Source organism: Microvirga sp. GCM10011540, assembly GCF_042650665.1.
GTDB lineage: Bacteria > Pseudomonadota > Alphaproteobacteria > Rhizobiales > Beijerinckiaceae > Microvirga > Microvirga lenta.
Genome location: NZ_JBHSBQ010000068.1, coordinates 1 through 1,071, shown reverse-complemented (window position 1 = coordinate 1,071; position 1,071 = coordinate 1). Strand labels below are relative to the sequence as shown.

Here is a 1,071-nt window from a genome sequence, read left to right as displayed (position 1 = left end):
GTACGCATCCGCCGAGGACCGCGGAATTTCGGCTGCGGCGTGGTAAAGTGGCCGCATGGAGATCGACCACGACAAGATTGACGAGGCCGTGCTCGCCCTGATGTAGCTGACGCTGCACGATGGGTGCCGGGCCTGGAAGAGTTTTGACTGGGGCGCAACAGATCGGCTCTACCAGAAGGGTTTCATCTGCGATCCGGCCAACAAGGCCAAATCCGTCGTGCTCACCGATGAGGGACTGCAGAAAGCTGAAGAGCTGTTCAAGGTGCTGTTCACGCGAAAGGCGTGAGATCAGGCGGCCGCCTGCTGATCCCGCAGCGCCTTCCAGTTCCAGGGCAGGAGTTCGTCAAGGCGTTTGGCGGGATGCTCCGGCAAGCGCGCCAGAACGTCAGCCAGCCAGGCTCGTGGGTCGACCTCATTGAGCTTGCAGGTCTCGACCAGCGTGTACAGCGCTGCCGCCCGATGCCCACCCACATCCGAGCCGGCAAAGGTCCAGTTCCGGCGCCCAACCGCAATGCCGCGGATCGCCCGCTCGGCTGCGTTGTTCGACAGGCAGACCCGCCCATCCTCGAGGAAGAGCGCGAACGAAGACCAACGCCGCAGCATGTAATTGATGGCTTTGGCCGTCTCACTCTTGGGCGACAACCGTCCCCGTTGCGCCCGCAACCAGCTCTCCAGATCATCCACCAGAGGCTTGGATTGAGCCACACGGACAGAGCGTCGCTCGTCAGGCGGCCGGCCGATGATCGCGCGCTCGATCGCAAACAGCGCATCGATACGCTTGACCGCCTCGATCGCGATCGGCCCCTTCTTCAACTCAGCCAGTTCAAAGAATTGGCGGCGCGCATGCGCCCAACACGCTGCCTCAGTCGCCGGGCCGGTCGCACGACCCGGTTCATACAGTTGTCCGAAGCCGGAATAGGCATCCGCCTGCAGGATCCCGCTATAGCTCTTCAGGAACGACTGCGGGTGCTCACCCTTGCGATCCGCAGAATAATAGTAAACGGCCGCGGGTGGATCGGCCCCGGCGAAGGGACGATCATCGCGCACCACCGTCCAGAGCCGGCCAGTCCT

Annotated in this window: 2 protein-coding genes; one reads left to right on the top strand and one right to left on the bottom strand. The window is 63.1% G+C overall.

Translation table 11 applies throughout. The features are described 5' to 3' along the window. Positions 1-106: 106 nt before the first annotated feature. Positions 107-286: a DUF6429 family protein gene (locus ACFOYU_RS15265; protein ID WP_377034250.1), complete on the top strand. Its 180-nt coding sequence runs from the start codon at positions 107-109 to the stop codon at positions 284-286. Between the two features lie 2 nt (positions 287-288). Here ACFOYU_RS15265 and ACFOYU_RS15260 read toward each other — a convergent pair. Then, positions 289-1,071, bottom strand: a 783-nt coding sequence (locus ACFOYU_RS15260; protein WP_377034249.1) for an IS66 family transposase, incomplete at its 5' end; no start/stop codon positions are given.